Here is a 6088-nt window from a genome sequence, read left to right as displayed (position 1 = left end):
GCACTTCCATTAGTTGGAGCGGTTACCACTCTTCCAAGTGAAGCATTCACTTCATTTACACTTAAAGCAAAACAACTTACCCACTTTAATATTTGACGAAACTTAACATCAGTATTTCTAATGGCACGTAACCATTCTTCGGGATTACTGTAAATGCTATCTTCCTTTAATTTTTGATGCATGTCAAAAGCGCGTCTTCTAACTTTTAATCCGCCGGGTAACAGGCCTTCTGTATGGCAACCAATATACATGCATTCCAACATTGTATCCCAAATACGTTGAATTTCAAAATCAATTTCAGTATCTGTTCTTAAAGAGCGTTCGTTTTCTAAAACAATTTCAGAAATTTTTAATTGTTGTTGCTTACAATAGAACTCTAATTCTGTCGCTTTTTGAATTGAATAAGGAAATGTTTTAAAAATCGCAATATTTTCTTTGGCATGAATTAATTCTTCTCTTACTACAAAACCACCACCAATAGAGTAGTAGGTATCTGTTGAAATTTCAGAAGTGTTGTTAAATCCAGTAAATTTTATTGCATTTGAATGAAATGGTAAAAACTCTTTATTAAAAATAATATCAGTTACCGGTTTAAAATTAATAGTAAAAGCATTTCCAATTTTTAATTGCTGTGTTGCTTTAATTTTAGAAACTAGAGGTGTTATTTCTTCTGTTGGAATATATTCTGGATCAGCACCTGATAAACCCAAAATTATAGCCAAATCTGTTGCATGGCCTTTTCCTGTTAAAGATAACGATCCATACAAATCTACTTTTACGGAAGTAATTTCTGAAAAAAGATTTTCTTTTTTTAAATGATTAATCCATCTTTCCGCAGCTCTCCAAGGACCTAATGTATGAGAACTCGAAGGTCCAACACCAATTTTTAGCATATCAAAAATAGAAATACACTCCATTATATAGTTTTAATTTAAGCCGTAAATATATAGTATTGATAAATATTTGTGTCATTTTTAATAAAATATTTATATAGATTTAGGTAGCTAATAATGACAATCTAAACTTAAATATAATTGAATTATGACATATTGACATAAAATTTGTAATGGCATAATCATTGTCTAATTGTTAGTGTAAGTTTAAAAAAATTAAATAATAAAAATATATAATTATGAGTAAGATTATAGGAATTGATTTAGGAACTACCAACTCTTGTGTTTCAGTAATGGAAGGTAATGAGCCGGTTGTAATTCCTAATGCAGAAGGAAAAAGAACTACACCTTCTATTGTAGCATTTATTGAAGGTGGTGAACGTAAAGTTGGAGATCCAGCAAAAAGACAAGCGGTTACAAACCCTTTAAAAACCATTTATTCTATTAAACGTTTTATGGGTAATAAATATTCTGAATCTAAAATGGAAGCAGAACGTGTACCTTATAAAGTGGTAAAAGGAGATAATGATACACCACGTGTTGATATTGATGGAAGATTATACACTCCACAAGAAATTTCAGCAATGATTCTTCAAAAAATGAAGAAAACTGCGGAAGATTATTTAGGTACTGAAGTTTCTGAAGCAGTTGTAACTGTGCCAGCATATTTTAACGATGCACAACGTCAGGCTACAAAAGAAGCAGGTGAAATTGCAGGTTTAAAAGTAAGTCGTATTATAAACGAACCAACTGCTGCGGCATTGGCTTATGGTATGGACAAAAAAGGAGTTGATCAAAAAATAGTTGTTTTTGACTTTGGTGGAGGAACACATGATGTTTCAATATTAGAATTAGGAGATGGTGTTTTTGAAGTACTTTCAACTGATGGAGATACACACTTAGGTGGAGATGATGTTGATCAAAAAATTATTGATTGGTTAGCTGAAGAGTTTGAAGCTGAAGAAAATATGGATTTACGTAAAGATCCAATGGCTTTACAACGTTTAAAAGAAGCCGCTGAAAAAGCGAAGATTGAATTGTCATCTTCCGCAAAAACAGAAATTAATTTACCTTATGTTACAGCTACGGCTTCAGGACCAAAACACTTGGTACGTAGTTTAACAAAAGCAAAATTTGAACAATTAATTGATGATTTAATTAAAAGAACAATTGAACCTTGTAAAACAGCATTAAAAGGTGCTGGTTTAACAACTGGTGATATTGATGAAATTATTTTAGTAGGTGGTTCAACGCGTATTCCTGCGGTTGTTGAAGCAGTTGAAAAATTCTTTGGAAAAGCACCATCAAAAGGTGTAAATCCAGATGAGGTTGTTGCAATTGGAGCAGCTATTCAAGGTGGAGTTTTAACTGGAGATGTAAAAGATGTATTGTTATTAGACGTTACACCTTTATCTTTAGGTATCGAAACTATGGGTAATGTAATGACTAAGTTAATTGAAGCGAACACTACAATTCCAACTAAAAAGTCGCAAGTATTCTCAACGGCTGCAGATAACCAACCGTCAGTAGAAATTCATGTGTTACAAGGTGAACGCGCAATGGCAGCGGATAATAAAACAATTGGTCGTTTTCATTTAGATGGAATTCCACCAGCACAAAGAGGTACTCCACAAATTGAAGTAACTTTTGATATTGATGCGAACGGAATTATCCATGTAACTGCAACAGATAAAGCAACAAATAAAACGCAAGATATTAGAATTGAAGCTTCTTCTGGGTTAACTGAAGATGAAATCAAAAAAATGAAAGCAGATGCTGAAGCAAATGCTGATGCGGATAAAAACGCAAAAGAAGTTGCGGAAAAAATTAATGGAGCAGACTCTATGATTTTCCAAACAGAAAAACAATTAAAAGAATTTGGTGAAAAATTATCAGCTGATAAAAAAGATCCAATTGAAGCTGCTTTAACTGAACTTAAAAAAGCACACGAATCTAAAGATATTGCACAAATTGATGCTGCAATGGAAAAGATAAACGAAGCTTGGAAAGTAGCAAGTGAAGAAATGTACAAAGCACAACAAGAAGGTCAAGCTCAAGGAGCTCCAACTGGAGAACCATCTGATAACGGACAGCCTAAAAATGAGGGAGATAATGTAGAGGATGTGGACTTTGAAGAAGTAAAAGAAGATAAGTAATCTTACTTTTAAAATAAATTTAAAAACTGTCAAAGGGTAAAACTTTTAGACAGTTTTTTTTTGGTTAAAAATTTAGCTAAATACGTATTTTATTTAAGGTGTAACTAAAGTGTTACTTTGAAAAAACCTCATTATGTTGTTCTTGTACTCTTATAAAAGTTGTTCTTTTTGTTAGTTCTTTTAATTTGCTAGCTCCAACATAGGTACAGGTTGAACGAAGACTACCTAAAAAATCTTGCACAGTATTTTCAACGGCACCTCTAAAGGGTACTTCAACAGTTTTTCCTTCAGAAGCTCTGTAATTTGCAACACCACCAACGTGTTTATTCATTGCGGTTTCTGAACTCATACCATAAAATTGTTTGTATTTTTCACCATTAATTTCTATAGTTTTTCCGCCACTTTCTGTGTGTCCAGCTAACATTCCTCCTAACATTACAAAATCTGCACCACCACCAAAAGCTTTAGCAATATCTCCTGGAATTTTACATCCACCATCCGAAACTATTTGTCCGCCCAAACCATGTGCAGCATCTGCACATTCAATAATTGCAGAAAGTTGTGGATAGCCAACACCGGTTTTTACACGGGTTGTACAAACAGATCCTGGGCCAATACCAACTTTTATAATATCTGCACCGGCTAGTAATAATTCTTCAACCATTTCACCAGTTACAACATTGCCAGCCATAATCACTTTTTCTGGATATTTTTTTCGGGTTTGTTTTACAAAACTTACAAAATGTTCTGAATAGCCATTTGCTACGTCGATACAAATAAATTTTATTTGTGGATGGTTGTTTAAAATTGTCGCAAGTTTTATCGAGTCTGGTTTACCAGTTCCGGTACTAACAGCAAAATAATCTATATACTCTGAAGGAATAGATTTTATAAAATCAGACCATTGTTGGAATGTATAATGTTTATGAATAGCAGTAAATATTTTATGTTTTGCAAGTTCCGTTGCCATTTCAAAAGTACCGACAGTATCCATATTTGCCGCCATTATTGGAATGCCATTCCATTTATATTTACTATGTAAAAAAGTAAAATTTCTATCTAAAGTTACCTGTGATCTTGAGCTTAATGTTGACCTTTTTGGACGAATCATTACATCTTTAAATCCTAATTTTAATCCTGTTTCAATTCTCATACTACCTTTTAAATAATTTTTTAAACAATTATACTTTTTCCTTTACTAATTTTAGAGGCATCATTATCAAAATAAAAATCTATTCTTCCAACATTTAATCCATAACATCCTACTTGATTTACCAACACATTTTCTCCAATACTATTTTTTGTAATTGTAGGTTTAGGTAAAAAAGTATGTGTATGTCCACCAATAATTAAGTCAATATCTTTTGTTTTTGAAGCTAAGATTAAATCCCCAATTTTATTTTCATTTTTATAGTGATATCCTAAATGTGAAAGGCAAATGACTAAATCACATTTTTTTTCTTCTTTTAAAATTCGACTCATATCTTGTGCTATTTCAATAGGATCCAGATATTTAGTTTCTTTGTACATTTTCGGATCAACTAAGCCTTCTAATTCAACACCTAAACCAAAAACGCCAATTTTTATTCCATCTTTTATAAATACTTTATAAGGTTCTATGGAATTTTCTAAAATAGTATCTTTAAAATTGTAATTAGCTGATAAAAAATCAAATTTAGCGTTTGGTAATTGTGCAAAGAGTCCTTCAATACCATTATCAAAATCGTGATTTCCAATTGTTGCAGCGTCATATTTAAGCATACTCATTAGTTTAAACTCCAATTCTCCACCATAAAAGTTAAAAAAAGGTGTTCCTTGAAAAATGTCTCCAGCATCCAATAATAAGGTGTTTGGATTTTCTTTTCTAATGTTTTCTATTAAAGTTGCGCGTCTAGCTACACCACCTTGGTTTGGAGTTTTATAATGATCGCTTGGAAAAGGTTCTATATGGCTATGTGTATCATTTGTATGTAAAATAGTAATGTGTTTTGATGTTTTTTTTGCAAATGATTGTAAAGACAAACCACCCAAAGTTAAAAAAGCTGTTGCTGCTGTTGATTGTTGTATAAAATTTCTTCTCTTCATTTGTAGCTATTTATTAATTTTCTAATCTAAATCTTCCGTCTAAATTAGTTTTAAGGGTGTCGGTTTCTTTAAAATAATCTATAATGGCATTTCTAAACTTATAATCTAAATTTATAATAGAGACAGGATCTTTAAAAAAGGTCATATTATCACCACCATTTTGAAGATAATCAGAGGTTAACACAAAATATGTAGCATTATTCTCTAAAGGTTTGTTATTAATTTTCAGCGAATATCCAGTTTTAGTAATAGCTAAATTAATGTGTTTAGAAAGCGGGTGCGCTTTCTTATTTTCGATTAAATAAGTTACAAGTTCTTTAATTTTGTCGGCTGTTAATTCAACAACAACTAAACTGTTTTCAAAAGGCATTAGATTAAAAGCGTGTTCCATTTTAACGTCGCCTTTTGTAATTCCTGCTCTAATACCTCCATAATTAAACAATGCGAAATCTATATTTTTGTTAGTTCTTGAGTTAAAAACAGGATTGGCTCTTTGATAACATAAATCTGCCATTAAATTACCTAAAGTACTTTCTAATGAACCATCGGTTCTAACTAAATTTATTGCTGTATAAGTAAGCACAGTATTCATTTCTGTCGCCACTTTTTGTTTGTAGGGTTCAATAAAATCTTCAATTTCTTTTACGGACTCAATTTCCTGATTAATTGGTAATAATTTTCCTTCAATCTTAACCACCTGTTGTGGTTCATTTTTACAACTAATTATAAGTAGAACTGTAAATAATGAAATAATAAAATTTTTCATTGTTGAAATACTAATGATTTTAATTAATTTTGTGACTCAACGGTAAATATAAATGATTTTTACAGGAATTAAACGAAAAAGTAATCAATTATTTTTTAACAAAAAAGTTAAAGAATGGTTAGCAGATTCAGCTGAAAGCCCTTCAAAAAAAATAAAAAATGTACTTATTGTATTGGATGATATTTCTT

General features: G+C 31.3%; 5 protein-coding genes. 1 reads left to right on the top strand and 4 read right to left on the bottom strand.

The genetic code is table 11. The annotated features are described in order from the left end of the window. The coding region (locus AB1Z17_RS09215; RefSeq protein WP_368051513.1) for a serine dehydratase beta chain at positions 1-917 on the bottom strand (917 nt) is incomplete at its 3' end. Positions 918-1132: 215 nt separating this feature from the next. On the opposite strand from AB1Z17_RS09215, the gene dnaK reads away from it, so the two are divergent. Then, entirely contained in the window at positions 1133-3049 is a 1917-nt protein-coding gene (dnaK, locus tag AB1Z17_RS09210; protein WP_368051512.1) for a molecular chaperone DnaK, read from the top strand. Positions 3050-3161: 112 nt separating this feature from the next. Here the strand turns inward: dnaK and AB1Z17_RS09205 are convergent, their stop codons facing one another. The 3 genes from AB1Z17_RS09205 to AB1Z17_RS09195 are packed head-to-tail and all read right to left on the bottom strand — an operon-like array spanning position 3162 to position 5900. Then, complete coding sequence (locus tag AB1Z17_RS09205; RefSeq protein WP_368051511.1) at positions 3162-4202, bottom strand: GMP reductase; 1041 nt, start codon at positions 4200-4202, stop codon at positions 3162-3164. A 20-nt stretch (positions 4203-4222) separates the two neighbouring features. Beyond that, positions 4223-5134: a bifunctional UDP-sugar hydrolase/5'-nucleotidase gene (locus AB1Z17_RS09200; protein WP_368051510.1), complete on the bottom strand. Its 912-nt coding sequence runs from the start codon at positions 5132-5134 to the stop codon at positions 4223-4225. Positions 5135-5147: 13 nt separating this feature from the next. Further along, positions 5148-5900, bottom strand: a complete 753-nt coding sequence (locus AB1Z17_RS09195) for a 5'-nucleotidase C-terminal domain-containing protein (protein ID WP_368051509.1) — start codon at positions 5898-5900, stop codon at positions 5148-5150. Positions 5901-6088 lie beyond the last annotated feature (188 nt).

The sequence above is a fragment of the Lutibacter sp. genome, assembly GCF_040883305.1.
Taxonomy (GTDB): domain Bacteria; phylum Bacteroidota; class Bacteroidia; order Flavobacteriales; family Flavobacteriaceae; genus Lutibacter.
Note: the sequence above shows the minus strand (reverse complement) of the source record. Positions and strands in the feature narration are given on the sequence as shown.